23 protein-coding genes are annotated in these 24,877 nt (G+C 68.7%); 11 read left to right on the top strand and 12 right to left on the bottom strand.

Features of this window, described 5'->3' with window-relative positions; translation table 11 throughout:
- Position 1: 1 nt before the first annotated feature.
- Genes E0H45_RS11410 through arfA form a run of 4 tightly spaced genes read right to left on the bottom strand, consistent with a single transcriptional unit; the run spans position 2 to position 5,565 of the window.
- A complete protein-coding gene (locus E0H45_RS11410; RefSeq protein WP_238154909.1) occupies positions 2 to 895 on the bottom strand; it encodes a hypothetical protein in 894 nt (297 codons plus the stop codon).
- Between the two features lie 56 nt (positions 896 to 951).
- Positions 952 to 1,833 carry a glycoside hydrolase family 43 protein gene (locus E0H45_RS11405; RefSeq protein ID WP_131336817.1) on the bottom strand — a complete coding sequence of 294 codons (882 nt, stop codon included), beginning with the start codon at positions 1,831 to 1,833 and terminating at the stop codon, positions 952 to 954.
- Positions 1,833 to 4,043: a family 43 glycosylhydrolase gene (locus tag E0H45_RS11400; RefSeq protein WP_238154908.1), complete on the bottom strand. Its 2,211-nt coding sequence runs from the start codon at positions 4,041 to 4,043 to the stop codon at positions 1,833 to 1,835. The genes E0H45_RS11405 and E0H45_RS11400 overlap by 1 nt, the downstream gene beginning before the upstream one ends.
- Before the next feature lie 19 nt (positions 4,044 to 4,062).
- Positions 4,063 to 5,565 (bottom strand): arabinosylfuranosidase ArfA, encoded by a 1,503-nt coding sequence (gene arfA, locus E0H45_RS11395; RefSeq protein WP_131336815.1) that lies wholly within the window; start codon positions 5,563 to 5,565, stop codon positions 4,063 to 4,065.
- A 323-nt stretch (positions 5,566 to 5,888) separates the two neighbouring features.
- Between arfA and E0H45_RS11390 the strand changes: the two genes are divergently transcribed.
- Positions 5,889 to 6,887 (top strand): LacI family DNA-binding transcriptional regulator, encoded by a 999-nt coding sequence (locus E0H45_RS11390; RefSeq protein ID WP_131336813.1) that lies wholly within the window; start codon positions 5,889 to 5,891, stop codon positions 6,885 to 6,887.
- 326 nt (positions 6,888 to 7,213) lie between these two features.
- Here the strand turns inward: E0H45_RS11390 and E0H45_RS11385 are convergent, their stop codons facing one another.
- Positions 7,214 to 8,356: an FAD-dependent oxidoreductase gene (locus tag E0H45_RS11385; RefSeq protein ID WP_131336811.1), complete on the bottom strand. Its 1,143-nt coding sequence runs from the start codon at positions 8,354 to 8,356 to the stop codon at positions 7,214 to 7,216.
- Positions 8,357 to 8,442: 86 nt separating this feature from the next.
- Here E0H45_RS11385 and E0H45_RS11380 point away from each other — a divergent pair, with 86 nt between their 5' ends.
- The gene (locus E0H45_RS11380) at positions 8,443 to 9,012 is read left to right on the top strand and encodes a TetR/AcrR family transcriptional regulator (protein WP_131336809.1); all 570 of its coding nucleotides are present in this window, start codon (positions 8,443 to 8,445) and stop codon (positions 9,010 to 9,012) included.
- Here the strand turns inward: E0H45_RS11380 and E0H45_RS11375 are convergent.
- The 3 genes from E0H45_RS11375 to E0H45_RS11365 all read right to left on the bottom strand — a co-directional run bounded on the left by E0H45_RS11375 (position 8,998) and on the right by E0H45_RS11365 (position 12,868).
- Positions 8,998 to 9,771: a sugar phosphate isomerase/epimerase family protein gene (locus tag E0H45_RS11375; protein WP_131336806.1), complete on the bottom strand. Its 774-nt coding sequence runs from the start codon at positions 9,769 to 9,771 to the stop codon at positions 8,998 to 9,000. The two genes, E0H45_RS11380 and E0H45_RS11375, sit on opposite strands and share 15 nt — an antisense overlap.
- A gap of 12 nt (positions 9,772 to 9,783) precedes the next feature.
- Positions 9,784 to 11,913 (bottom strand): DUF4328 domain-containing protein, encoded by a 2,130-nt coding sequence (locus E0H45_RS11370; RefSeq protein ID WP_238154907.1) that lies wholly within the window; start codon positions 11,911 to 11,913, stop codon positions 9,784 to 9,786.
- 229 nt (positions 11,914 to 12,142) lie between these two features.
- Positions 12,143 to 12,868, bottom strand: coding sequence for a DUF4328 domain-containing protein (locus E0H45_RS11365; RefSeq protein ID WP_131336802.1), 726 nt, complete (start codon positions 12,866 to 12,868; stop codon positions 12,143 to 12,145).
- A gap of 109 nt (positions 12,869 to 12,977) precedes the next feature.
- Between E0H45_RS11365 and E0H45_RS11360 the strand changes: the two genes are divergently transcribed.
- Both E0H45_RS11360 and E0H45_RS11355 read left to right on the top strand, forming a co-directional pair.
- Positions 12,978 to 13,451 carry a methylated-DNA--[protein]-cysteine S-methyltransferase gene (locus tag E0H45_RS11360; protein ID WP_131336800.1) on the top strand — a complete coding sequence of 158 codons (474 nt, stop codon included), beginning with the start codon at positions 12,978 to 12,980 and terminating at the stop codon, positions 13,449 to 13,451.
- A 155-nt stretch (positions 13,452 to 13,606) separates the two neighbouring features.
- Complete coding sequence (locus E0H45_RS11355) at positions 13,607 to 13,921, top strand: hypothetical protein (protein WP_131336798.1); 315 nt, start codon at positions 13,607 to 13,609, stop codon at positions 13,919 to 13,921.
- 83 nt (positions 13,922 to 14,004) lie between these two features.
- Here the strand turns inward: E0H45_RS11355 and E0H45_RS11350 are convergent, their stop codons facing one another.
- Complete coding sequence (locus E0H45_RS11350) at positions 14,005 to 14,865, bottom strand: hypothetical protein (protein WP_131336796.1); 861 nt, start codon at positions 14,863 to 14,865, stop codon at positions 14,005 to 14,007.
- 238 nt (positions 14,866 to 15,103) lie between these two features.
- Here E0H45_RS11350 and E0H45_RS11345 point away from each other — a divergent pair, with 238 nt between their 5' ends.
- From E0H45_RS11345 to E0H45_RS11325, 5 genes are all read left to right on the top strand, one after another.
- Positions 15,104 to 15,646 (top strand): peptidylprolyl isomerase, encoded by a 543-nt coding sequence (locus tag E0H45_RS11345; protein ID WP_131336794.1) that lies wholly within the window; start codon positions 15,104 to 15,106, stop codon positions 15,644 to 15,646.
- A 62-nt stretch (positions 15,647 to 15,708) separates the two neighbouring features.
- Positions 15,709 to 16,452 carry a rhomboid family intramembrane serine protease gene (locus E0H45_RS11340; protein WP_131336792.1) on the top strand — a complete coding sequence of 248 codons (744 nt, stop codon included), beginning with the start codon at positions 15,709 to 15,711 and terminating at the stop codon, positions 16,450 to 16,452.
- 63 nt (positions 16,453 to 16,515) lie between these two features.
- Positions 16,516 to 17,034: a GNAT family N-acetyltransferase gene (locus E0H45_RS11335; RefSeq protein ID WP_131336790.1), complete on the top strand. Its 519-nt coding sequence runs from the start codon at positions 16,516 to 16,518 to the stop codon at positions 17,032 to 17,034.
- A 65-nt stretch (positions 17,035 to 17,099) separates the two neighbouring features.
- On the top strand, positions 17,100 to 17,609 hold the full coding sequence (locus E0H45_RS11330) for an RNA polymerase sigma factor (protein ID WP_131336788.1): 510 nt from the start codon (positions 17,100 to 17,102) through the stop codon (positions 17,607 to 17,609).
- The gene (locus E0H45_RS11325) at positions 17,602 to 18,777 is read left to right on the top strand and encodes a WD40/YVTN/BNR-like repeat-containing protein (protein WP_131336786.1); all 1,176 of its coding nucleotides are present in this window, start codon (positions 17,602 to 17,604) and stop codon (positions 18,775 to 18,777) included. The genes E0H45_RS11330 and E0H45_RS11325 overlap by 8 nt, the downstream gene beginning before the upstream one ends.
- Before the next feature lie 341 nt (positions 18,778 to 19,118).
- On the opposite strand, the gene E0H45_RS11320 is transcribed toward E0H45_RS11325, so the two are convergent.
- From E0H45_RS11320 to E0H45_RS11310, 3 genes are all read right to left on the bottom strand, one after another.
- On the bottom strand, positions 19,119 to 20,120 hold the full coding sequence (locus E0H45_RS11320) for an S-adenosylmethionine:tRNA ribosyltransferase-isomerase (protein WP_131336784.1): 1,002 nt from the start codon (positions 20,118 to 20,120) through the stop codon (positions 19,119 to 19,121).
- On the bottom strand, positions 20,120 to 20,839 hold the full coding sequence (locus E0H45_RS11315; protein ID WP_131336782.1) for an SDR family NAD(P)-dependent oxidoreductase: 720 nt from the start codon (positions 20,837 to 20,839) through the stop codon (positions 20,120 to 20,122). Before E0H45_RS11315 ends, E0H45_RS11320 begins: the two co-directional genes overlap by 1 nt.
- 67 nt (positions 20,840 to 20,906) lie before the next feature.
- Positions 20,907 to 22,469, bottom strand: coding sequence for an FAD-binding oxidoreductase (locus tag E0H45_RS11310; RefSeq protein ID WP_202872253.1), 1,563 nt, complete (start codon positions 22,467 to 22,469; stop codon positions 20,907 to 20,909).
- 115 nt (positions 22,470 to 22,584) lie between these two features.
- On the opposite strand from E0H45_RS11310, the gene E0H45_RS11305 reads away from it, so the two are divergent.
- Together E0H45_RS11305 and E0H45_RS11300 are read left to right on the top strand one after the other, a co-directional pair.
- A complete protein-coding gene (locus E0H45_RS11305; protein ID WP_131337757.1) occupies positions 22,585 to 23,205 on the top strand; it encodes a TetR/AcrR family transcriptional regulator in 621 nt (206 codons plus the stop codon).
- Positions 23,202 to 24,734 (top strand): glycerol-3-phosphate dehydrogenase/oxidase, encoded by a 1,533-nt coding sequence (locus E0H45_RS11300; protein ID WP_131336780.1) that lies wholly within the window; start codon positions 23,202 to 23,204, stop codon positions 24,732 to 24,734. Before E0H45_RS11305 ends, E0H45_RS11300 begins: the two co-directional genes overlap by 4 nt.
- Positions 24,735 to 24,877: the final 143 nt, after the last annotated feature.

Below are 24,877 nucleotides of genomic sequence, written 5' to 3'. Positions count from 1 at the left end.
GTCAGTCTCCGTTCAGCGGGTCGAGGTAGAAGACCGCGCCCCAGCGGTAGTAGGGGGCATTCGGGAAGGTCCCATCGACCTTGCCCAGGCTGTTGATCACCGTGGCCGTACCGTTCGTGTGGCCGACGGCGTACAGGTAGCCGCTCTTGGTGTCCTTGTCGATGCCGAGCAGCAACGTGCCGTAGTTGCCGCACTTGTCCGCGACCAGCGCCTCGAAGCCCTGCCAGGTGCTCGTCCGCACCCGCGTCACGATCGGCTTCAGCGGCGACGTGATCGGGATCCGGATCGTGTAGAGGGCACCGCCGCGGGTGTTCGCGAGGAAGGTGTCGTACGTCGCGGTCTTGCTGATCAGCGCCATCGACTTCACCGACGAGAACCCGGGCACCGACTGGGCCCTGCCCCACCCGCCGTTCCAGCGGAACAGCGTGCCGTCGCTGCGCAGCCCGTACGCCATCCAGTGCGAGATCTTGCGCTTGGTGTCCTCGAAGTGGGAGACCTCGAGCGCGGTGAAGTTCGACCAGCCGCCGCCGATCCGCTTGACAATGTCGTCGCCGGAACTGCGGTTGTAGAAATAGCGGTACAGCGCATCGCCCTGCACGACGTAGCCGGACCGGTCGAAGCCGGCGACGTTGGGTTCGATCTCCCACACGGAACTCAGCCGGACCTGGCCGGGCGGGAAGACGGGCTCGTCGACCGCTGTGGGACCTTTCATCGTCGGCGGCGTACCGGCGGTCACGCCGGACGAGGTCTGGGCACCGGCGGCGTCGACCGACCCGAGCCCCATCGTGCAGGCCTCGGTCGTGGACTGCGGCGCGGCGTGAGCTGTCGGCACGAAGGCTGCCGTGGTCAGCGCGACCGTCCCGGCCAGGCAGGCGAAGGTGCTGCGTCGTTTCATGTTCTCTCCCGGATCTGGATCTTCCACAGACCTTGATGCGGGAGGGGCCGGACAAGTTATGGATTCCTGGTGCGTGGTGGCTCGACGACCGGGGTATCGCCGTCCCAGGTCAGGTGCGAGAGCCACAGGGTGCGGCCCTTCGGATCGGTGCCGACCTGCGCGGGATCCCACGCGTGGTAGACGAACCAGTCGCCGAGCACCATGTTGTGTCCCGGCCCGGCAGCATCTGGGCTCGACTTCAGGATGGGGTCGCCGGTCTTCACGCACGGACCGATCGGCGACTCGCACAGCGCGTGGCCGACGGCGTACGTCGCCTTGTCGAACGCGTTGCCGGAGTAGAACAGGTGGAACTTCCCGTTCCGCTCGACCATGTACGGCGCTTCGACCAGATTGCCCTCCCACGGCAGGTCCTGCCTGATCATCCGATGCACCGGACCGATCAGTGTCAGACCGTCCGCGGACAGCTCGGACACGTAGATCCAGGTGTCGACACCGATCGCGTTGCCGTCGTTCTTCCAGTACAGCCAGCGCCGGCCGGACGAGTCCTGGAACGGTGACGCGTCGATCGAGCCGCCCTCGTCGGCCTGGCTGATCAGCGGCTTCATCGATTTGTCGACATATGGACCTGTGGGGGTGGACGCCACCGCGACGCCGACGGCCTGCCGATCCGCCGCGGTGTCCCGCGACGTGTAGTACATGACGTACCGGTCGGCCGCGTGGACCGCGACCTCCGGCGCCCACATCCGTCCCGGGGACGTCCAATCCGGTACCGACGGCAGCGCGTCACCCACCGGCTCCCACGACACCAGGTCGCGGGAGGTCAGCGTCTGCACGTTACCCAGCGGACCGTTGGTCGCGAAGGCGTAGTAGTCGTTGCCGACCGCAATGATCTGCGGATCGGCGAAGCTGCCGTCGTACACCGGATTGGAGAATCCCATTATCTGCTTTCGTAGAACTTCAGGTAGTCGAAGGTGGCGACCGGCGGCGGGTTCGCGCCGGTGAACTCGCCGTGTGCATAGAGACCGATGCGAGCCGCTTCCGGGAGCACCCAGGACGCGCCCCAGGTCCAGTTCTTCCCGTCCACCGACGTGGCGGCGCGATAGACGTGCTCACCGGCGGCGTTCTGGTGGTACGCGAGCCGCATCCACAACGTCGGCGCCGAGCGTCCGATCGCAGCCGCGCCGTACGACGTCGCACCGTCCGACGGACGCGCCACGAGCTCCCGCCCGTACTCCGTCTGCCGGGTCTTCCAGATCGCCACGCTGCCGAGCCGGGCGAAGTCACTGTCGTTCAGGTACGCGATCATGCCGGCCTGCTGGTAGTTGCGGACGTCGCCCTGCCCGGTGTCGAGGTGCAGTTTGGTCTCCGCGATCCAACTGTTCCCGGCCGGTGTCGCGTGCAGCAGCAACCCGGCGTTGTTCGACGAGCCGGTCATGTCGGCGTTCTCCAACGGCCACGACAACTTGCCGTCAGCAACGGTCGCCTTGTCGTCCTGACGGATCCACGACCAGTCAGCGCCAAGCGGTCCGTTGAAGTCGTCGCCGGACAGCAGATCACCAGTCCGCGGTACGTCGGCCGGCTTCGTCACCGGCCGCGCCACCGGGCGGACGGTCAGGTTGTCCACCTCTGCCGACCCGAGCCACCGCACAGGTGCCGACCTGAGTTTCAGCCCGGGCACCTCCAGCCGTGCCTCCGCATAGACGTCTCCGAGGCCCGCGTCGTTGAGTCGTGCTGTCACGGTTGATCCGGAGACCTGGACGGACAGGTTGTTCCACTGGGTGCGGTCGAAGTCGGGCGGCAGGTTCGCCGACGTCGTACGGCGGCCGACCGTCAGCGTCACCCGATTGTTCGCAACCGTCGCCACGACCTCATTGCCCAGGACCGTGGTGAAGGAGCTGCCGAGTCGAACGTCCGCTTCTACTCGGAGCGAGCCGGCGGGCGCCGCGGCGCGAGTCTCGGCTGCGCCGTTGATGGTCGCGGTCGGTCCGCCGAGTGCGTCGCCCGGTTGCCTGGTGGCACCTTGGACGCCCGACGCCGGGTCGGTGGAGTCGATGCCGAGGGACGAGCCGGTGGTCGGGGCCGGGACCGGGCCCTCGGACGGGCCGAGGCCGGCGCGCGTACGGGGCCAGCCGTTGATCCAGTCGATCTTGTCGATCAGCATCGGCCGCCGGTTGATCCCGAACGGGTTCGTCAACCACGGCGTACCGCGATCGATCGCGTGGTAGACGATGTGGTCCTGGCCGGCCGCGTCGGTGATGAACGCGTGGTGGCCGGGGCCGATCCACTTGTTGCCGTTCTGCGTGATGACCGTCGTCCCGCCGACGCGGGAGTCGGTGAGCGCGACGCCGTCAGCGTCGACGAATGGACCGCGTGGAGAGCGAGAGCGTCCGGCGAACACGGAGTACCCGGTGGTCGGGCCGGCGCAGCAGTTCATCGACGAGCCCATGAAGTAGTACCAGCCGTCGCGGTAGACGACGTACGAGCCCTCGTAGCGGTCGCCGATCGTGACCTGGGTCGGCTCACCGACCGCGTGCATGCCGTCGGCGCTCAGTTCGGTGACGGAGATGCCGCCGTAGAAGCCGCCGTAGTAGAGGTAGCGCTTGCCGTCCGCGGCGGTGAGCATCGCGGGGTCGATGGTGCCGAAGAAGCCGCCGTTGCCGTCCGGTTTCGGGGCGACGACCGGGCCGTCGGTGGCGGTCCACGGTCCCGCTGGGGTCGGGGCGGTGGCCACACCGATCGCGGGATCGCCACCGGGGTTGGCCGCGGTGTCGGTGACCGTGAAGTACATGACGTAGTGACCGTCGAGGTACCGGATGTCCGGCGCCCAGAAGAACGAGCCGGGCGCGGCCCAGGCCGGCTTGGTCTGGTCGTTGAAGACCGTGCCGAGGTACTCCCAGGAGCTGAAGTCCTTGGTCCGGGCCATGTGCATCAGGCCGAACGCGCCGTTCGCCACCAGTGGATCGGAGGTGGCGTACGCGTACCAGTAGCCGTCGCGGCCCTGGATGATCGACGGGTCGGCGAAGGTGTCGGCGAAGCTGGAGCTGATCGCGTTGGTCGTGGTCACCACAGGTGCGGCGGTCGCAGCAGATGTGCCGGCTGCGACGGCAGCCACAGTCAGGACTGCGGCAAGGAGTCGTTTCGAAGGCACGGGCGGGTCCCCTCTCGAATCAACTGCTGAGCTGGATCACGTGCCACGATGCGGGCGGCAGCGTGGCACGGCAGACACCGTCGACGACCTCGGTGTCGTCGACGGCCCGGGGCTGGACCCGGTCCGGATCGTCGGCCGTGTTCACGGCGGAGCGGTCCTCGTCGTACAGGGCGAGGTGCCGGATGCTGTGTTGGTTGAGGCGGGGTCCGGGCACCGGGATTTCCAGATCGATCTTGTCGGTCTCACTCCGGTTCACCACGAAGATCGCAGTCTCCCCGGTGTTCTCGTCGTACGTCGCTGTGCTCCAGAGGGCCGGGATGCGGCCGAAGGCGGACGTGTCGATCTCAGGGCCGCCGGCGATCGCGGTCCGCAGCACGGTCGGACCGGCGTACTGCGCGGTCAACGCGAACGGGTAGAAGATCGTCTGCCGCCACGCGCGCCCACCGGGCTCGGTGCGGATCGGGCCGATCACGTTCACCAGTTGCGCGAGGCAAGCGATCTTCACCCGGTCGGCGTGCCGGAGCAGCGTGATCAGCAGGCTGCCGACGACGACCGCGTCGTCGACCGTGTAGGTGTCCTCGATCAGCGGGCCGACCTCGCGGATCGGCAGGCCGAGCTCGCCGGGAAAGTGCTGCTGGTACCAGACGTTCCACTCGTCGAAGGACAGCGTCAGCTCCTTGTCGCTGCGCATGAGCGCCTTCACGTGGTCGGCGGTCGCGATCACCGCGGAGATCATCCGGTCCATCTCCTCGGCGGCCGCCAGGAAACTCGCCTGGTCGCCGTCGTGCGGCTCGTAGTACGCGTGCAGGCTGATGTGGTCGACCAGGTCGTAGGTGCGCTCCAGGACCACGCGTTCCCAGTCGCCGAACGTCGGCATCGCGGCGTTGCTCGATCCGCAGGCGACCAGCTCGAGGCCGGGATCGACGCGGCGCATCGCATTCGCGGTCTCCTCGGCCAGCCGCGCGTACTCCTCGGCGGTCTTGTGGCCGATCTGCCAGGGGCCGTCCATTTCGTTGCCCAGGCACCAGATCCGGATGTCGTGCGGCTCCGGGCTGCCGTTCGCGACCCGGCGATCGCCGAACGCGGTGCCGGCCGGCAGGTTGCAGTACTCCAGCAGGTCGACGGCCTCGCGGATCCCGCGGGTGCCGAGATTGACCGCCCAGATGGGCTGTACGCCGGCCTTGCGCGACCAGGCGACGAACTCGTCGGTGCCGAACTGGTTCGGCTCGATCGCCCGCCAGGCCAGGTCGAGCCGCCGCGGCCGCGCGTCCTTCGGCCCGACGCCGTCCTCCCAGTCGTAGTTCGAGACGAAGTTCCCGCCGGGGTAGCGGATCGCGGTCACGCCGAGCTCCCGGACCAGCGCGAGCACGTCCTGCCGGAAGCCGTCCGCGTCGGCGGTGGGATGCCCCGGCTCGTAGATCCCGGTGTAGACGCAACGCCCCATGTGCTCGACGAACGAGCCGAAGAGCCGGCGGTCCAGCGCACCGACCACGAACGCCGGATCCACGACGAGACGCGCCACCTCGACCTCCCTGGAAGTGTTTACAACGTTTAACGTGGATGTCTACAACGATTGATATCCCCCTGTAAAGACCTCACCCCCTCACCCGAATTTGCCTGGCAGACCCACCAAATTGCCTGGCCGACCCACCAACTCGGGGGTTCCACACCCTGAATACGGCTCACGAACCCCCGAGCTGATGGGTTGACCAGCGAAATGGGGTGCTGGGTGCGGTGGCTGGGTGCGGTGGCTGGGTGCGGTGGCTGGGTGCGGTGGCTGGGCGGGCGGGAGGGGTGCTGGGCGTGGCACACTCGGGCGACGGGACGGCGACAGGAGGTTCTCCGATGGCGACGAGGCTGAGCGACGTGGCCGCGCGAGCCGGTGTGTCGGTGAAGACCGTCTCGAACGTGATCAACGACTACCCGCACATCACGGCACGCACCCGGGCCAAGGTCGAGGCCGCGATCGCCGCGCTGGACTACAAGCCGAACGTCAGCGCCCGGTCGCTGCGCAAGGGCCGCTCGGACTTCATCGCACTGGCCATCCCGGAGATGGGCTCGCCGTACTTCGCCGAGCTCGGAGCGGCGATCAGCCGGGCCGCGAAGCGTCGTGGGATCACCGTGCTGATCGACCAGACCGAAGGCGAGTCCGCCGCCGAACGGTTCGTCCTGGACGGCATGCGTGGACAGTTGATCGACGGCATCATCTTCTCCCCGCTCGCCACCGCCCCGGCCAAGCTCACCTCAGCTGACACCGGGAAGCCGTTGGTCCTGCTCGGCGAACGACCGGCCGGCGGTCAGTTCGACCGCGTCGCGGTCGACTCGGTGCGGGCGTCATACGACGCCACCACGCATCTGCTCTCACTGGGCCGGCATCGGATCGCGGCGATCGGCGTCGGCGGGACGAGTACTGGCGCGGTCCGGCGGAAGGGGTACCGGAAGGCGCTCAAGGCGGCCGGGATGCCGCACGACCCTGCGCTCGAGCTCGCCGCGACCGGGTACCACCGGCTCGACGGGGCCGCGTCGATGCGGGAACTGCTGGCGTTGCCGGAGCCGCCGGACGCGGTGTTCTGCTTCAACGACCTGCTCGCCCTCGGCGCGCTACGGACGCTGGCCGACGCGGGCCTGCGCGTGCCGGAGGACATCGCCGTGGTGGGCTTCGACGACATCGAGGACGGCCGGTACCACTCGCCGTCCCTGACCACGATCTCACCGGACAAGGAATGGCTGGCCGACAACGCGGTCGCCCTCCTCCTCGACCGAATCGCCGGCAACGGCGGATCCACCCACCGCGACCTCACCGTCCCGCACACCTTGCAAATCCGCGAGTCGACGGCCGGCTGACGTTCCGCACAGGCCCCGGTTGGCCGACCCAGCAGAGGCGTGTGGGGAGGATTTCCTGCCCGATCCGGGAAGCAATCCTCCCCAACCCCCAGTCGCCGGCTCTGGGACAGCACCCACGGATCAGGTACAAGAAGCGGATATCCCCTCGCGTAGTGGGTTCTCCGGTGGTGTGCGAGGGGAGAACCGTCAACGCGAGGGGATATCCGGTCGCGTGCGCGAGGTGTCGGTCGTGCTCTGCCCGGAGCAGCCCGCAGGTTGTTGTGCAAATGGTCGGTTGTTGCGCACAAGGCCCGGTGGGTTGCTGTGCGGCTGGGTGGGTTCACACGTCACCGGTTTGGGAAGCCGGCTAGTTGTTTCGCGAGGCCGTTCTGGGTCTTGCTGACTCGGCCGACGAGGCTGAGTACGGCGTTGCGTAGCGGGCGGATCGCGCGGGGGACGTTCGCGAGACGGGTCAGGCGGTGGGCCAGGCCGATGACCCGGACTGCCTCTGCGCGGCAATTCGTGGCGTAGGCGTCGAGACCCGACTCGTCTCCAGCCAGCGCGGCGGACAGCGCGTCCGCCAGGGTGACCGCGTCGCGCAGGCCTAGGTTCATGCCCTGGCCGCCGGCCGGGCTGTGCGTGTGGGCGGCGTCGCCGGCCAGCAGCACGCGGCCCGTGCGGTACGCGTCGGCGACCCGCTCGTGGATCCGGAACCGCGAACCCCAGACCACCTCGGTGACCTTCGGGTGCGCCTTCCGCGGACCACGGTCGGCCAGCAACCGCTGCGCGTAGGCGAGATCGGGGTGCTCCGGTGCGTCGTGCATCTCCGCGACCAGCCGGAAGCTTCCGTCCGGCAGCGGCGCCACCACGAGCAGTCCGGCGGAGGCGAAGTACAGCGCGACCTCGTCGACCGGCAGGCCGCCGTCGACGCGGACATCGACCAGGCTGCACGAGATCTGCAGAGTGTTGCCCGGCATCCGCAGGCCGGCGAGTTCGCGGATGGTGCTGTTCATGCCGTCGGCCGCCACGACGTACTGCGCCTTGATCACGTCGCCGCTGTCGAGCGTGACCTCGGCACCGTCGGCGGTCTGGGTCAGGCCGGTCGCGGCGTACGGACGGAGCACCGAGCCGCCGAGCTCCTCGAGCCGTTCGAGCAGCACCTGCTCGGTGATCGGCTGGGGGATCATCGTCACGAACGGGTAGTCGGTCGGCAGGTCCGCGAAGCCGACCGGGATCAGCTTGCGGTCGTCGGCGCGGATCGCGAAGTCCTCGAGCTCCAGGCCGAGGTCGACGAGCCGCTTGGTGACCCCGAGCTGTTCCAGCACCTCCAGCGTCCGCGGGTGGATCACGCAGGCCCGTGAGGTGTTCGCCCCCGCGGCCTGCTGGTCGACCACCACTACCTCATGCCCGTGCAGCCGAAGCCCGACCGCCACCGCAAGCCCCACCGGACCCGCGCCCACCACCACAACCTCTGCCTGCTGCGGAATCATCGTCGCTCCTTTTATCAACATCTGTTGACTTTTACGCTAGGCCCGCCTCTGGTAAAAGTCAACAGGTGTTGGCATATGCTGGAGGCATGGCGGAGAAGAAGTCCGATCGGACCAGGGCGGCGATCCTCGCGGCGGCGCGCGAGCGGTTCGGCGCGGACGGGTACGAGCGGGCGACGATCCGGGCGATCGCGGCGGACGCGGCCATCGACCCGGCGATGGTGATGCGGTACTACGGCAGCAAGGAGAAGCTGTTCGCGGCGGCAGCCGACTTCGACATCCGGTTGCCGGACATCGGCGACGTACCGCTGGAATCGCTGGGGGAGGTGCTGGCGCGGCACTTCCTGGAGCGGTGGGAGGCGGACGACTCCCTGCGGGTGTTGCTGCGGACCGCGGTCACCAACGAGGTCGCGGTCGAGCGCATGCGCGGAATCTTCGCGGCACAGCTCGCGCCGACGCTACGGGTGCAGGCAGTCGACCAACCCGACGTACGGGCCGGTCTGGTCGCGAGTCAGGTGCTCGGCTTCGCGCTCTGCCGGTACATCCTCGGCTTCCCGCCGATCGCGACGATGCCCGACGACGAGGTGGTCGCCTGGCTCGGACCGACGTTGGCCCGCTATTTGACCTCGCCGGCGCCACGTCGCCTACGGCACGCTTAACCAGGCGTGAACGGCGGGCAGGGTTTCCGCCAGCGAGGGGAGCTGTGGGTGCCACTTGAGCTCCCACTCGAGTGAGAGCGGGTAGTCGGTGCCGTCGAGCACCGTCAGCAGCTCCTGGATCGGGAAGTCGCCGGCGTCGATCGCGACCGGGCGGAAGTCCTGCTGCGAGTCAGCCTGCTTGAACTGGATGAGCTCGAGCCACGGGCGCAGCAGGGCGAACGAATCGGCCAGGGTCTCGCCGTGCGACCAGGTGTGCGATGTGTCCCAGAGTACCTTCACGTTGTGGCCGGGGACGTCGGTGTCGAGCAGCGCACAGAACGCTGCAACCTGCCGGGCGGTCGAGTGCGAGTCGTGCGTCTCCAGCAGGATCGGGACGTCCTTCGGTGCGGTCGTCACGCGATCGAGCGCGCGGATCTCCCCGGCGCTCGGGCCTTCCGTCGTACCGTCGCCGGGATCGTCACCGGGGAACACGCGGACGCCGAGGGCGCCGAGGTCGGCGGCGAGTTCGAGATGCGCCTCGAGCGGCTGCTCCTCGACCGCGCAGAGCTTCACGTAGCTGCTGACCGCGAAGACCTCCAGGCCGGCGTCCTCGATCCGGGCCCGCAGCTCACGGCGCTGCGTCGCCGAAAGGCCGGTGTGCGTGAACTCGTCCGGCGCGGCCCGTAGCTCCAGACCGGTGAACTTGTTGCCCTGAGCAAGCGCCAGGACGTCTTCGAGTGGGGCTCCGGGGCAACCGAGGGTGGCGAATCCTAGACGCATACAGCTATCTGATCAGATCCAGCGGCCACGGCGCGGCTGGGTCCGCGGACTGGTCGGCTGCTCCGGGTCGGTCGGCTGCTGCTGCTCGTTGGCGTACGGCGTCTGCTGCTGGTACTCGGTCTGCTCCGGCTCCGGCGAGTACTGCGACCCGTACGACTCGGTGGCGTAGTTCGGGCTGTAGGTCTCGTAGGACTCGTTGCTCGTGTACTCCGAGCCGCCGTTGTTGCCGTACGCGTCGTACTCGTAGTTGCTCGAGTTGTAGGACTCGGAGTTGTACGACGACGAGTAGTCCGAGGTGTACGACGTCTCCTGGCCCGAGTAGCCGTCACCGGAGGAGTACGTCGGCTCCGGACCGTACGACGGCACCGGCGGGAGCGGCTTCGACGGGGTCAGGAAGTCGTCCTGCTCCTGGTAGCTCGGGGCCGGCGCCGGCTCGTAGTACCCGGACGACGTGGACACGTGCGACGACGGCTGCGTGTGCTCGGACTGCCCGTAGACGTTGTGGTCCGAGTACGACGAGTAGGTCTCGTGCGACTCGGCCTCGACAGCGTGCGTCGAGTGACTCGTCACCGCCGGCTGGATCGCCGACGGGCTGTCGACCGCGACCCGAGCGGCCCGGCGGCCGGCGCGCGCAACAGGCGCGGGCTCAGGCTCGGGTGCGGTCTGCGCCTCCACAGGGGAGGCCGTTGAGGTGAGGTAGTCGGACTCGTACGAGTACGGCTCGGAGTAGCGCGCCGCCCACGGCTCCTCAGCCGGCTGCGGCTGGGGCTGCGGTTCCGGCTCGGGCTGGTAGGCGTACGGGTCGGGCTGTACGACGGTCATCGGGGTGGCCTCGTCACGCCAGCTGCTCGTCGTACCGAGCACGTCCGCGGTGACCGAGCTCCGGTAGTCCTCCCAGCTCTGCTGCGGCGCCTCGTACGTCGTCTCCTCGACCGGCTTCTCGTCCCGCCAGGTCTCGATCGGGTTGAACTGCTCGGTCGCCGGACCGGCGTCGTTGTCCTGCCAGTTCTCGGCAACCGGGGCGAACGGGCTCCACTTCGGCGCATCGTCGGCCGACGGACCACCGGCGAACGCGGCCGGGGCGGCAGCGCCGTCACCCGGGAAGTTCTGCGGCGCGAACGGGCTCTGTACGGGCGCCTGCTCGGCAGCCGGAGCGTACGGCGCCGGCGTCTGCGGGGCGGGAGCGTACGGCGCGGGCGCCTGCGGGGCCGGTGCGTAGGCGGCCGGGGCCTGCGGTGCCGGGGTCGGAGCGAACGGGCTGCCCGCCTGCGGGGCACCGGCCATCTCCAACTGCGGCTGGCGAACCAGACCCAGCGCGGGCCCGGCCGCGATCGGCTCGGAGATCGCCGGCTGCTCGTCGGTGTCGTCGTTCGCGTACGACGGAACCTGCGTCACCTCGTACGACGGAACGGCGCTGAGCTTCGGGCCCTGGTCCCACCACGGCACCCACTGGCGCGTGGTCTGCATGTGGTTGATCTTGCGGATCACCATCGTCGCGGCGACCGCGGAGACAACGGTCAGCACGAGGGACGCCGTGCCGGCCAGGGCGATACCGCGCAGCGACCCGACGGTGGCTTCCATCCACATCAGGAACCGGCGGACCACCACGTCGAACGCGAGAGCGCCGATCCAGGCGACCCACCACACAGAGGTGAGGGTCGGCGTCCTGAACCGGCGCAGGTCGTCGCTGTAGACGGGGGTCTTCGGGTCACTGGCGAGCCAGACGTCGTCGACGATCTGCTTCGGGTACCAGAGGTTCGGACCGGGGCAGAACCAGCTCGCCAGCACCCAGCCGTGGCTGCGGCGGTGGTCGGCCTGGCAGAACACCTCGGAGTTGACCCGGGCCCGCCACAACCAGATGACGAAGACGACCGCGGCGGCGACCGAGATGATCACGTTCGGGATCGCAGTGACCTTGGCGATCGCGTCGGCGCGGTTCAGATCCGCGTCGTCGACGTTCGGCATGCCGCCGAGATAGCGGTGCACCACCGAGTACGTGTTCCAGTCCGACCAGGTGGACAGCAGGTGGGTGACCGTTGATGCGCCCAGCAGTCCGATCGCGATCTTGCCGACCGTCCCGACTTGCTGGAACTCCTCAGCCGCGTGCGGCTGCCACTCTTCCTGATCCTCGACAGCAGTCATCAATGCCTGCGGGTGGCTCACGTCTCGCGTCCCTCGCGTTGCTGGAACTCCGTCGTCTGTTCGGCGTCTCTGCCTGGCCCTGCCCCCGCGTGACCGAGCCACATTGATACCACGAAGTAGGTAGGCCAGGGCAGTCGGCCCCAGCACAGAGGGTGTCGACTTAACGTGTTCTTTTCGTACGCCCATCACCATTGGTAACGAGGGAGAAGACGGGGCGTGACGGTTTGGTTTACCGCGCAGGTGGTTGGAAGCCACTGTGCGGTGTCCCGACCGCCCACCACGGCACCCACGGACGCATGCTCTGAAGCTCGTCGATCCGCTGGATCAGGATGACTGCGAGCACCGCCGCGCCGGTGGTGAACAGCGCCGAGACGGAGGACAGTATGACGTTGGTCCGCAGATCTCCGAGCTCCGACGCGCCGACGAGAACGCCTCTTTGCACGATGTTCCCGGTGACCAGGCCGGCCACCCAGGTCAGCCACCAGGCCCAGACCAGGTGCGTGCCCGGAACGTCCTTCAGCAGCGGGATCAACGGATCGGTCCGCGGGTCGCTGGCCGCGACGACGTCGTCGACGACCTGCTTCGGGTACCAGAGGTTCACCACCGGGACGAGCCAGCATCCGAGGACCCACCCGCGGGTGAACCGGTGCGCGCCACGGCAGAACATCTCCGCGTTCCAGCGGACTCGCCACAGCCAGACGATGAACACCACCGCGGCCGCCGCCAGCGCCAGTGCGGCGACGATTCCGAGCGAGCCGGAGATCAGGTCCGCCTCGGCCAGTTTGTCCGGGTCACCGCCGTACACCTTGCGGGTCCGGTACAGGTTCCAGTCCGACCACGCGGTCGACCACGTGGTGACGGTGACGACCCCGATCAGGATCGACGCACCGATACCCATGGCCCGCTCGGAACTGAACCACCGCCCCTGCGGTACTTGCGACGCCCGGCTCGGCATGGATCAGACATAGCACAACAGGGCGTGACCGGGCGAGAACATCAGGTTGCGGCCGCTCCGTGGCGCATTCCTGCCAGAAACTGTCGGTGGGGATAGGGAGGATGGGCGTATGGAATGGTCCGTGGTCGACTCGCCGATCGGCGACCTCACGCTCGCGGTGGACGAGACCGGGCTCTGCCGGCTGCACTTCGGGGCCACGGACCGGCCGCTCGGGACCGATCCGCTGCTGACCGAGGCCGCCGAGCAACTGAAGGCGTACTTCGCCGGCGAGCTCCAGGAGTTCACCCTGCCGCTGTCGGTCCGCAACGGCTCCGAGTTCGAGCGCGCGGTCTGGACCCAGCTCACCCGGATCCCGTACGGCGAGATGCAGACGTACGGCGACGTCGCGAAGATCGTCGGCGACATCGGCGCCGCACGTGCCGTCGGTACGGCGTGCAACCGGAACCCGATCGCGATCGTCGTGCCCTGCCACCGGGTGGTCGGCGCCGGCGGCAAGATGGTCGGCTTCGGCGGCGGCATCCCGACCAAGCGGCACCTGCTCGAACTCGAGGCCCGGGTCACCCTCGAGACCCTGTGGACCTGAGACCTGACGAAGATCTGACACTCGGCAGGGCCTTATCGAGGCGCGGTGACCAGGCAAGGGCACTAACGTTTGAAGCGAGTGATTCAGTGCTGGTCGCAAACCCACCCCACCACCCGATTAGGCGTCCTCCCACCTGCCTTGGAAGACACATATAAATGAACAAAGCCCGCACCACTGACCACCACCACCCCGACCTCAGTGCCCTGATGAACAAGAGCGCCGAGGAATGGTCTGCCCCCGAGATCCAGAACGCCGCGCGCGCGGCGCTGAAGATGCACGCACCGGACCGGGAGCCACTGACCTGGACCAGGCGGCTCAAGGTCGTTCCCTGGCTGCACCGCAACGACGCGGTCTGCCTGAGCTGCGGCGGCACCTACCCGTGCATCACGCACCGGTACGCCACCCAGCTGCTGTCCGCCGGCCGCTACACGATCGCGAAGTCCGACGACCCGGACCCGCAGGTCAACTGACGTCGTTCGCGCAAGGCGACGTCCGGACAGACGAAGGTCCCGAACCCCAGCCGGGGTTCGGGACCTTCGCCGTTGCGGTGGTGTCAGGAGTCGCTGGGCTTGGACTCGCCCGAGCCCGTCGACTTCCTGGTGGTGGTCCTCTTCGTGACGCCGTTCGAGGCGGCCTTCACCTCGTCCTTGGCCGCTTCCGGCTTGGCCTCCGCCTTCGGAGCCTCGGCCTTGGGACCGTCGGCCTTCGGACCGTCCGTCGTCGGGCCTTCGGTCGTGGGCGCGTCGGTCTTCGCGGTGTCGGTCTTCGCGGTGTCGGCCTCCGGCTTGGCGTCGGTCTTGCCGTTGGACGACGGGGTGTCGGTCGGGCGCGACGACGTACCCGCCGGGGCGGAGCTGTAGTCGCGACCGCTGGTCGGAGTGGACTGCCAGGCCGGCTCCGGCGGCGTCAGCAGCTTCTTCACCGCTGCCGCGGCCAGCGCGCCGAGGCCCAGGAACAGCACCACGTTGCGGAGCTTGTGGCTCTTCTTCGGCACGTCGAGCTCACCCTTCAGCGCGGCCTTGGTGGCCTTGCCCCGGCGGGCGGTCTCCTCGACGACCGGTTCGGCGGCGGCTGCCAAGGTCGCCAGTGCGGCGGTCACCTTCGGCAGTAGGTCGTCGTTCAGCCGCTCGCGGGCCTTCTCGGCTGCGTGCTCGGTGGCCGGACCGACCTTGGCGAGCGCGTCGTCGAGCACCGGACCGGCCTTCTCCACCGCTTGGTGGGCCAGGTGCGCGCCCCGCTCGACAGCTTTCTCGGCGTACGGCGACACCTTCTCCCGTGCGGTGCCCACAGCCGGCCCGAGGTGGTCACGGACCTGGCCGACGGCCGGTCCGAACTTCTCCGACGCCGACTCGGCGAGTGGCCTGACCCGGTCCTTCGCGACCTCGACCCGGCCCTTGGACTTCCTCAAACCCACGGTTCCCTCCTCGGTGCCGCCCGCCCCGCGGACAGCTCTCCCGCCCATCGGCGACATGGGCTCTTTCTGGTACGACTCTGGACAAACCCGGCTTCATCTGCATCGTACGACGTCCCGAGCCGATAACCCTGTGCCCCCACCGCACTCTCCGTACACATCCGCGTCAATGCCAAGGTTCTTGGAGTGACATGACAGGATCGTGGGGTAAGCCGTAGTAACCCGACTAGGAGTGACTCCCGTGGCCGAAGAGCTGTACGCGACCCTGCAGACGAACAAGGGCGACGTCGTCATCAGGTTGTTCCCCAACCACGCGCCGAAGACGGTGAGCAACTTCGTCGGCCTGGCCGAGGGCACCAAGGAGTGGACCGACCCGGAGACCGGGCAGCAGGTCACGAAGCCGTTCTACGACGGCCTCGGCTTCCACCGCGTGATCGACGGGTTCATGATCCAGGGCGGCTGCCCGCTCGGCACCGGCACCGGCACGCCCGGGTACCAGTTCGACGACGAGATCCACCCGGAGCTCCAGTTCGACCGTCCGTACCTGCTCGCGATGGCGAACGCCGGCATCCAGTTCGGCCACGGCACCAACGGTTCGCAGTTCTTCGTGACCGTGGTCCCGACGCCGCACCTGAACCGCAAGCACACGATCTTCGGTGAGGTCGCCGACGACGACTCGAAGAAGGTCGTGGACGCGATCGCCACCGCCGACACGGCGCCCGGCGACCGGCCGCTCGAGCCGATCGTGATCAGCAAGGTCGTCGTCGAGCGCAAGAACGCCTGATTTTCGGAGCGGGGCCGGGCGCGCGCCCGGTCCCGCTCTCCCATGGGAGGGACGCAACCCGCGTGACCGAGACCGTCTGCTACCGGCACCCGGATCGGCCCGCCGGGGTGCGCTGCCAGCGCTGCGACCGGCCGATCTGCCCGGCGTGCATGAACAGTGCCTCCGTCGGCTTCCAGTGCCCGAACTGTTTCAACGAGGGCGTCCGCTCGGTCCCGCGGACCCGCACGTCGCTCGGCGGCATCCAGCGCGGCGGCAGCCAGCAGGTCGTCACGTACACGCTGCTGGCGCTGAACGTCCTCGTCTTCATCGCGGTCCGCACCGGCAGCCCGCAGCTCCTCAGCGACCTGGTGATGGTCCCGGTGCTGACCGAGAGCGAGCCGTGGCGACTGCTCACGTCGGCGTTCACGCACGTGCAGTTCTTCCACATCTTCTCGAACCTGTTCATGCTCTGGCAGCTCGGTCCGCCACTGGAACAGATGCTCGGCCGGCTCCGGTTCACGGTCCTCTACCTGCTGTCCGCGCTCGGCGGCAGTGTCGCGGTCTGGTTCCTGTCGGCCCCCGGCGGCGCGACCCTCGGCGCCTCCGGCGCGGTCCTCGGCCTGGTCGGCGCCCTCCTGGTGATCAGCCGCGCCCGCGGCCAGGACATCACCTGGATCATCATGTACGTCGCCGTTACCGCGTTCCTGTCCTTCGCCATCCCCAACGTCTCCTGGCAAGGCCACCTCGGCGGTTTCGTAGTAGGCGCCGCAGTCGCCTGGATCTACCTGCAACTCTCCAACCACCGCCGCAACAAACAAGCCGCCTAGCTACGTCGTACCGAGCGGGTTAATGGTTCGTCAGGCGGGTCGCCGGGGCTGAAGATGAGTGCGATGACTACTACTTCCCCCCATACGGTGCGTTTCGTCGAGATGACCAGCACCGCGCTGAGCGCGCTGCTGGCCGGCGACCGTCCAGCGGCACAGACCGAGCTCGGCTTCCCACTCGGCGACGAGTTCCTCACCGACAGAGCCATGTGGCTCTGGCAGTACCGCCTCGATCAGTTGACCCGGGATCCCAGCACCTTCGGGTGGCTCGTCAAGCTCGCCGTGGCCGACGGGATCGTGGTCGGCTATGCCGGTTTCCACGGTCCGCCCGACGAGGCCGGCATGGTGGAGATCGGCTACACGGTCGACCCGCCGTACCGGCGCCAGGGTTTCGCCAAGGCGATCGTGACCGCGCTTCTTGAACGAGCGGCGGCCGAACCCGCAGTACGGACCGTCCGGGCCACGATCAGCCCCACCAACCAGGCATCGCTGGCCACCCTCGCCGGCTTCGGTTTCGTCGAGAACGGCGAACAGTGGGATGAAGAGGACGGCCTGGAGCTCATCTTCGAACGCCCCAGCCGCTGAGGTGATGCAACCGGATCCGCTCGCCAGGACTCGTGCAGGCAAAGGGTCCGATCTGGGGAGTGGTGATGGCTGACGGCGACACGGTGCGCGAGCTGTACGAGGGGTGTTACCGGCGGTTGGTCGGGCAGCTGTTCGCGATCTGCGGGAACCTGGGCGAGGCCGAGGACGCCGTCCAGGAGGCGTTCGTCCGGGCGGTCGAGAAACCTCGGCGGCTTGCCCAGCTCGACAGCCCGGAGGCGTGGCTGCGCACAGTCGCGCTGAACGTCGTACGGCGGCGCTACCGCCGCGCGACCCGATTCCACGGGTTGCTCTCCCGAGCAGGTGTCCCTGAGACCACGATGGCCGGGCTGTCCGCGGACCGGGTCGCTTTGATCGAAGCCCTGCGGCAGCTCCCCTACGAACAGCGGGAGGCGATCGTGCTGCACCACATCGTCGATCTGCCGGTGCGTGAGATCGCCGTACAGCTGCGTGTTCCGGAGGGGACAGTCAAGGCTCGCCTGTCCCGAGGCAGGTCCCGCCTGGCTCCGCTGGTCCACGAGTTCGCCGACGACGCCGAGGAGGTCAACCATGTCTGAGCTGAAAGAGCTGTCATGGGACGCGCAGGAGACCGTTCAGCCGGTGCCCTTCGAGGCTCTGGAGCGCCGTGGCATCCGCCGCCGGCGCCGTCGGCAAGCGCTGACCGGCGCGGGAGTCGTTGCAGCGGTGACGGTCGCAGTCGTGGCTGCCGTTCTGCCGCTCGGGAACGTGACCGGTACCGAGAAGCCGCCGGCCGCCGGCACCCCGGCGTCGATCCCGGTCGATCAGGCGGCCGAGAAGCTGATCCGCGACAAGAAGTCGGGCGGCGTCGGCATCGCGTTCGCCACACCGACGCGGTGGGCCTCGGTGTGGTCCTCACCTCAACCGGGCTACACCTGGAACTACGCCGCGGTGCTGAGCCGTGACGGGGTGCGGACCACCGCGCCGGTGCGCAAGAACCAGTACGTCGTGCTGCGGACCGGTGACGAAGTGCTGGCACTGTCGATGCCGACGAGCATGAAGGGCAGCGATCCGACCTGGGCCCAGTCCGTGATGGTCGGCCTGACGGATCAGGGCCGGGTCGAGAAGAAGCTGCGCTGGGCTCCGCCGACCAGCGAGTTCGCCGACGGCGACGTGCTGCTGGCCTACGGCACCCTGCGAGCGCTGAATCCGGAGACCGGCACTCTGCGGGAGGTGAAGATCCCCGGGATCGACAACGCCTACGAGCCCCAACGCGACACCACTGGACGGTGGTGGCTGGTCGGCGGCAGGAACAGCGGCGTCGGCAACATCCTCTGGACCGATGACCGTGGCAAGACCTGGGGCCGTTCCGTCATCAGCCAGGGTCGGATGGGCGGCCGGATCGGAGTCAGCCCGGACGGCAGGACGATCGTCGCGATACCGGGCAGCAAGCCCGGTACGACGGGTGACCAGGTGCCGCTGCGATTGTCCACCGACCGGGGCGAACACTGGACGACAGTGGCCACCCGCAACACGCAGTACCTGCAGTCTCCCGTTGCCTTCGACAACGGTACGGGGCTCGCGCTCTATCAGGGCAAGAGGCGCGAACTACTCCGACCAGGCGCCGGTGCGCCGTTCACACCGCCGGCCGACCTCGGCGAGCTGACGGTGGTCGGCGATCTCGTCTACGGGATGCAGTACAACGGCGACCAGGCCATCACCAGCACCGATCACGGCAAGACCTGGAAGTACTTCGAACCGCGCTAGCGCATGGGGCGCATGGGGCTGCAGTGACAAGCGGCCTAGGCCACAACTTTTGCTCAGTTGGATAAAAGCTGATGACAACCGGGGTGGCGGGCTCGTCTAATCAAGTGACGTCCCGACGGGGGACCGACTGGTTAGGACATCGGTATGAGCCCACGTGCAGTGGACAAGCGAGCCCGGCCCGGTAACGAGCATCAAGTTGTGCGGCCGGCCGCACCGGAATCTCCGAGTGCGGTTACGGCGCTTCAGACCAGCAATCGCATCTCCCAGCAGAAGCAGCAGCCGGCCAAGGCCTCCTGACTGCAGCGCCCGCGTCGCGGTCTGGGATCTCTGCAGCCGGATGGTCAGCGCAGCATGAGGCAGCTGTCGCCGAACTCGTGCCAGAGGTAGCGCCCTTGAACGGCGGCGTCGTAGGCGCGTTGGACCTGGTCGGGGCCGGCTACGGACTCGAGGAGGAGCAGGTGGGAGGCCTCGGGGGCGTGCCAGCCGGTGATCAGGCCGTCGACTACGTGCGGCGGGCGTTCTGGGCCGAGGATCAGGTCGGTCCAGCTGTGCGCCGGCGTGACGGTGCCGTCCGGTGTCGTGGCTGATTCGATGGCGCGTACGGCGGTGGTGCCGACAGCGATCACCCGTCCGCCGTTGGCCTTGACCCAGTTGACGAGGCGGGCCGTGTGCGCGGGTACGTCGTACCGCTCGGGTTGAGGTGGCTCGTGGCTCTCCAGTGAGGACACGCCACAGTGCAGCAGGATCGGTGCGATCAGTACGCCCTGCGACGCCAGGTGGCTCACCAGCTCGAAGCTGAAAGGCCTGGCGGCGCTCGGCATCTCCGCACTGCCCGGGTCGCGAGCGAAGACGGTCTGGTACGACGCCAACGGCCACCGCTTGTCGACGTAGTTGTAGGTAATAGGCCGCCCGTGCCGCTGCAGGTACCCGAGCACATCGGCCACCGGCGGCTTGGCGATCCACAGGCGACGCGAGCCTTGGTACGGCGCCAGCAACGTCAGCGCGCCTTCCGGCAGCTCCACCCGGTCGCCCGCCGTACCGTCGAACATCGGTGCGCCACTGTTGCGTAGCTCGACGACCCAGGTGCCGTCGTCGAGCGGTGTGGAGAAGTGCACGGTGTACGACGAGCTGTCGACGGCAGCGGGCAATGTCGTGGACGTGTTCACCAGCAGCAGGTCGCCGGGCCGCAGGTGTTCACCGATGCGGTCGAAACGGGTGTGCGTGACGGTCGACCCCTCCGCGACCAGCAGCTTCACGTGGTCCCGCGAGAGTCCGCGGGCTTCCGGTGGTTCGCCGGCGTTCAGCGCCTCCGGCAGGTCGAACCTGGTGTGTGGGTGCACCATCACGAGGCCACCGCAGGCGTGAACTCAGCCGCCCGGTACCTGCCACTTTCCGGCCGGCTGTCCAGCAGCTGCAGGAACGCCGGTACAACGGTTGCGGGCTCAGGTCGGTCGGAGATGTCCTCACCGGGGAAGGCTGCCTGGTGCATCGCAGTACGCAGGTCACCCGGGTCAACGGCGTACACCGCGAGTGCTGGGTGCTCGGCGGCCAAGACCCGAGTCGCATGGTCAAGTGCGGCCTTGGCGGAGCCGTAGCCACCCCAGGTCTCGTAGGCCTCTACTGCGGCGTCGGAGCTGATGTTGATCAGCACACCGGACGCTGTGGTGAGTGCGGGAAGCAGGGCCTGGGTGAGTGCGATCGGTGCGAGTACGTCGACCTCGTAGACACGACGGAGCTCGTCGAGGTCAGCCACGGCAAGTGCTTGCAGCGGGCTCTGCCCGAGGTAGCTGGCGTTGTTGATGAGCAGGTCGAGCCGACCGAGCTCGGTGATCGCCTCCACCAGGTCGGCGCGGTGGTCGGGGTCGGTGACGTCGCCGGCCAGCGGTACGACGTCGGTGCGGTCAGCCAGTGCGTCGGCGGCGTCCTTGAGCGCCTCGGCGCCACGGGCATCGATCACGAGGGCCCAGCCGCGATCGGCCAGCCCGTGTGCGAGTGCGAGCCCAAGGCCGGCGGACGCGCCGGTGATGAGAGCAACAGGACGGTCGGACGGTTCAGGAGTCATGCCGATACCGTCATACCTCAACCAAACTTGAAGTCAAGCGTTACCGATGGCGGTAGCAGGACCTGGCTCAGTCTTCGGGGATCAGGATGCCTGGGTTCAGCACGTTGTCGGGGTCGAGGGTCTGTTTGACCGCGCGCAGTGTTTCGACGGCCAAGGGGCCGATCTCGGTGGCGTAGGCGTCGCGGTGGTCGGTGCCGACGCCGTGGTGGTGGGAGATCGTGCCGCCGGCGTCGGCGATCGCCTGGTTGGCGGCGCGTTTCGCGGTCCGCCACTGCTCGATCGGATCGTCGGACTGCGCGCAGATCACCGTGAAGTAGAGCGAGGCGCCGGTCTCGTAGACGTGGGAGATGTGGCAGAGGACCAGCGGCGGCGTGGCGCCCAACGCGCCGACGAGCGCTTCGGTGACGGCTGCTTTCAGGGCCGGGATGCGCGACCAGAACGCGGCCGTCTCGAGGGTCTCGACGAGCGCGCCCTCGTCGAGCAGGGGATCACGGAGGTACGGCGCCCGGTAGCGACCGACCCGCCACAGCTCACCCGGTTCCACGCCGAGGTTCGTCCCGCCGGCGGCCGCCAGCACGTCCGCGGTCGCCTGGTTGTACGGGCCGTCGAAGCCGATGATCGCGAGGACACCGCCGGATCCGCCGCCGAGGACATCCGGGTCGGCCAGGTTCACCGCGGTCTCGACCTCGTCCGACAGCCGGAGCACCGTCGGCAACGGCCCGTCCTGCGCGAGCCGTCGTACGGCGGCCAGCCCAGTGTCGAAGCTCTCGAACCGCCAACCTTCGAAATGCCGCTCGGTCGGTCGCGGCCGGATCCGTACGACGACCGACGTGATGATCCCGAACGCGCCCTCGGACCCGAGCACGAGCTGGCGCAGATCCGGGCCGGCCGCGGACATCGGGGCACGTCCGAGCTCGATCGTGCCGCGCGGAGTCGCGAGCGTCACGCCCACCACCATCTGGTCGAACCGGCCGTACCCTGCGGACGACTGACCGCTCGACCGCGCCGCCGCGTAGCCGCCGATCGACGCACCCTCGTAGGACTGCGGAAAGTGCCCCAGCGTGTAGCCGCGCTCGGCCAGCAACGCCTCGGCCGCTGGACCGCGGACGCCGGCCTGGAGGGTGGCCGTTCGCGAGACCTCGTCGAGCTCGACCAGTTGATCGAGTCGCCGCAGGTCCACGGTGACGAACCGGCGAGAGGGCGCGAGGCCGCCGACAACCGACGTACCGCCGGAGTATGGGACGACGGCGAGGTCTTGCTCAGCGCAACCGGCCAGCAGATCCTGCACCTCGTCGTGGGAGGCGGGGTAGACGACTGCGTCCGGCATGTCCGATGTGTCGCCTGCGCGGTCCCTCAGCAAGTCCGTCGTCGAGTAGCCGCGGGTGTGCGCCCAGCGAGACTCCAGGTCCGAGGCCACATGGTCGTTCCCTACGACCTGACTCAAGAACGACAGTTGGTCGGCCGTGAGCCCCGGTCGGTCGACTGGTTCGACGGGTTCGGCGTCGGTACGCCGTACGCCCAGGTGCTTGAGGGCGTCGACCGCGGCGGTCGGGAGGTCGACCGGGTGGGCGGGGTCGCCCCAGCGGCCGGGCGTGAGTTGCACCACCGGGAGGTCGGATTCGTTGGTCACTGGCTCCCCTTGGGTGGTCCGGCGAGGTAGCGTCGATGGGAGGTGGAACCCCCTGGCTTCCACCTCCCATCGACAGTTCCGGGATGGCAAAGTCGCTGATACACTCTGACGTGTGATGTCTCAGCGTAGCAGCGACTCGGATCAGGAAACCAGCACCCGTCCCACGCCGGCGAACGCGATCGGCGAGGAGCGGATCCTGGACGCGGCGTACGAACTGCTGCTCGCGATCGGGATGCGCCGGATGACGATGGCCGACATCGCCCGGCACGCCGAAGTCTCCCGCGCGACCCTGTACCGGCGCTGGCCGAACGTGCAGGCCGTGGTCGCCGCGTTGATGACCCGGGAGTGGACGATCGCGCTGGTGTCCGCGTTCCAGCCGGATGCCGCCGACGGCCGGGCCCGCCTGGTCGAGGGTGTCGTCGAGGTGGTCGCGAAGACCCGGGTGCACCCGTTGATGCGGAAGATCGTCGAGCTCGACCCCGAGTTCCTCACGCCGTACCTGATGGAGCGCCGCGGCAGCAGCACGGTCGCGCACCTCGCGCTGGTCGAGGAAGGCATCCGCCAGGGGCAGGCCGACGGCTCGATCCGCGACGGCGATCCGGTGTGGTTGGCGCGGCAGATCATCCTGGTCTCGCTGGCGTCGGCGGTGTCGGGTCCGGTGATGGCGGAGAAGGACGAGTACCCGAAGCTCGACGAGGAGCTGCGAGTGATGCTCACCAGGTACCTGACGCCATGATCAGCGTGGGCAACGCGAGCCTGAATGCAGCGCGGCGTTCCCGTGAGCTCGATTCGCTGACTGCGGTCGACGTGCTCGTCGTCGGCGGCGGGGTCACCGGCGCCGGCGTGGCGCTGGACGCGGCCGCGCGCGGACTGACCGTTGCCCTGGTGGAGAAGCACGACCTGGCGTTCGGGACCAGCCGGTGGAGCTCCAAGCTGATCCACGGCGGCCTGCGCTACCTCGCGTCCGGGCATGTCGGGATCGCGTACGAGAGCGCCGTCGAGCGCGGCATCTTGATGAAGACCACCGCGCCGCATCTGGTGCATCCGATCCCGCAGATCGCGCCGTGGTTGCCACAGGCAAGGTTCATGCAGGCCGCGCTCCTGCGATCGGCGTTCCTCGGTGGCGACGTACTGCGCACCTTCGCGCGGACCAGCGACGACTACCTGCCGCACTCCCGCCGAGTGAGCTCGGCCGAGCTCCTGCGCTACGCGCCGACGCTCAAGCCCGAGGGGATGCGCGGCGGCTTCCTGACCTGGGACGGGCAGTTGTACGACGACGCGCGCCTGGTCGTGGCGATCGCCCGGACCGCGGCGCAGTACGGCGCTCGCATCCTGACCCATGTCGCCGCCACCGAGGTCACCGGCCGCGGTGCGGTCCTGGTCGACCAACTGACCGGGGACCGGCGGTCGGTGGACGCGCGGGTGGTGATCAACGCGGCCGGGATCTGGGCGGATCAAGTTGCCTCCGGCATCAAGCTCCGGCCGAGCCGCGGCACCCACCTGGTGCTGCCGCAGTCCGTGTTCGGCGGGCTGTCCGCCGTGCTCACCGTGCCGGTGCCGGGGGAGCTGCGGCGCGTGGTGATGGCGATTCCGGCGCCCGACGACCGGGTGTACGTCGGCCTCACCGACGAGGACGCGCCTGGCCCGGTGAGCGACGTACCGCAGGCGACCGACGCGGAGATCGACTTCCTGCTCAACACGATCAGCTCCGCGGTGCAGCAGCCGGTGACTCGCGCGGACCTGCTCGGCACGTACGCCGGGCTCCGGCCACTGCTCGACACAGGCCACCACAACGGCGAGGACAAGACCGCCGACATCTCCCGGCGGCATGCGGTGATCACGAGCCCGGACGGCGTGGTGACGATCGTCGGCGGCAAGCTCACGACCTATCGCCGGATGGCGCAGGACGCGCTCGACAAGGCGCTCGCGCAGTCGTCGCTCGAGGTGCGGCGCTCCTGCGAGACACACCGGATTCCGCTGGTGGGTGCGGCCGATCGCGTGCACCTGGCCGCGGTCCGGGCACCGGCGCGGTTCGTCCAGCGGTACGGCGTGGAGGCGCCGCAGGTGATCGCCGGCCCGCCCGAGTTGCAGGATCCGATCGCGCCGGGCCTGCGGACGACGTACGCCGAGGTGAAGTTCGCCGTCCGGCACGAAGGGGCGCTGACCGAGGACGACGTACTGGATCGGCGGACGCGGATCGGCTTGTCGGCGGCGGACCGGGAACTCGCGCTGCCTGCGGTGCGGGAGGCTTTCGCCGCAGCGTAGGGCGTGTGTCCCGGTCCCACGCCGTAGCGAGCAGGTGCTCGGCGGAGTGCCTCGGTGAGCGGGAGCGGAGGGGTCGATGTGGTGTCATCGTTCCCTTCGCTCCCGTTCAGCGAGGTGCCCGCCGAGTGCCGCGCAGTAGGCGT

This window comes from Kribbella soli (genome assembly GCF_004331345.1).
Classification (GTDB): domain Bacteria; phylum Actinomycetota; class Actinomycetes; order Propionibacteriales; family Kribbellaceae; genus Kribbella; species Kribbella soli.
The sequence above is the reverse complement of the archived record's forward strand: the minus strand, read 5'-3'. Positions and strand labels throughout refer to the sequence as shown.

What these genes read in the sequence shown, in the direction of transcription:
- E0H45_RS11410 (WP_238154909.1), bottom strand. Translation starts at nt 895, where the DNA reads ATGAAACGACGCAGCACCTTCGCCTGCCTGGCCGGGACGGTCGCGCTG.
- E0H45_RS11405 (WP_131336817.1), bottom strand. Translation starts at nt 1,833, where the DNA reads ATGGGATTCTCCAATCCGGTGTACGACGGCAGCTTCGCCGATCCGCAG.
- E0H45_RS11390 (WP_131336813.1), top strand. Translation starts at nt 5,889, where the DNA reads ATGGCGACGAGGCTGAGCGACGTGGCCGCGCGAGCCGGTGTGTCGGTG.
- E0H45_RS11385 (WP_131336811.1), bottom strand. Translation starts at nt 8,356, where the DNA reads ATGATTCCGCAGCAGGCAGAGGTTGTGGTGGTGGGCGCGGGTCCGGTG.
- E0H45_RS11380 (WP_131336809.1), top strand. Translation starts at nt 8,443, where the DNA reads ATGGCGGAGAAGAAGTCCGATCGGACCAGGGCGGCGATCCTCGCGGCG.
- E0H45_RS11375 (WP_131336806.1), bottom strand. Translation starts at nt 9,771, where the DNA reads ATGCGTCTAGGATTCGCCACCCTCGGTTGCCCCGGAGCCCCACTCGAA.
- E0H45_RS11370 (WP_238154907.1), bottom strand. Translation starts at nt 11,913, where the DNA reads ATGACTGCTGTCGAGGATCAGGAAGAGTGGCAGCCGCACGCGGCTGAG.
- E0H45_RS11365 (WP_131336802.1), bottom strand. Translation starts at nt 12,868, where the DNA reads ATGCCGAGCCGGGCGTCGCAAGTACCGCAGGGGCGGTGGTTCAGTTCC.
- E0H45_RS11360 (WP_131336800.1), top strand. Translation starts at nt 12,978, where the DNA reads ATGGAATGGTCCGTGGTCGACTCGCCGATCGGCGACCTCACGCTCGCG.
- E0H45_RS11355 (WP_131336798.1), top strand. Translation starts at nt 13,607, where the DNA reads ATGAACAAAGCCCGCACCACTGACCACCACCACCCCGACCTCAGTGCC.
- E0H45_RS11335 (WP_131336790.1), top strand. Translation starts at nt 16,516, where the DNA reads ATGACTACTACTTCCCCCCATACGGTGCGTTTCGTCGAGATGACCAGC.
- E0H45_RS11330 (WP_131336788.1), top strand. Translation starts at nt 17,100, where the DNA reads ATGGCTGACGGCGACACGGTGCGCGAGCTGTACGAGGGGTGTTACCGG.
- E0H45_RS11325 (WP_131336786.1), top strand. Translation starts at nt 17,602, where the DNA reads ATGTCTGAGCTGAAAGAGCTGTCATGGGACGCGCAGGAGACCGTTCAG.
- E0H45_RS11320 (WP_131336784.1), bottom strand. Translation starts at nt 20,120, where the DNA reads ATGGTGCACCCACACACCAGGTTCGACCTGCCGGAGGCGCTGAACGCC.
- E0H45_RS11315 (WP_131336782.1), bottom strand. Translation starts at nt 20,839, where the DNA reads ATGACTCCTGAACCGTCCGACCGTCCTGTTGCTCTCATCACCGGCGCG.
- E0H45_RS11305 (WP_131337757.1), top strand. Translation starts at nt 22,585, where the DNA reads ATGTCTCAGCGTAGCAGCGACTCGGATCAGGAAACCAGCACCCGTCCC.
- E0H45_RS11300 (WP_131336780.1), top strand. Translation starts at nt 23,202, where the DNA reads ATGATCAGCGTGGGCAACGCGAGCCTGAATGCAGCGCGGCGTTCCCGT.